Below are 242 nucleotides of genomic sequence, written 5' to 3'. Positions count from 1 at the left end.
AAAATCTCTGCGAAAATCCGCGAACATCGTCTTGCCCTTGCCGATATTCTGGTCAAGGAACAAGGCAAGGTGCAGGGACTGGCACAGGTGGAAGTTGATTTCACCGCAGATTATATCGACTATATGGCCGAATGGGCACGCCGCATTGAAGGCGAGGTTCTCACATCAGATCGTCCGAATGAGACCATGCTGCTGCTGCGTAAACCGGTTTGTGTTGTGGCCGGTATTCTGCCGTGGAACTT

1 protein-coding gene is annotated in these 242 nt (G+C 51.7%); it reads left to right on the top strand.

Annotated features, from left to right (window positions below; all coding sequences use genetic code 11):
- On the top strand, positions 1 to 242 hold a 242-nt coding region (locus tag HBA93_RS23055; RefSeq protein ID WP_221724779.1), incomplete at both ends, for an aldehyde dehydrogenase family protein.

Source organism: Ochrobactrum sp. SFR4 (genome assembly GCF_019730395.1).
Classification (GTDB): domain Bacteria; phylum Pseudomonadota; class Alphaproteobacteria; order Rhizobiales; family Rhizobiaceae; genus Pseudochrobactrum.
Note: the sequence above shows the minus strand (reverse complement) of the source record. Positions and strands in the feature narration are given on the sequence as shown.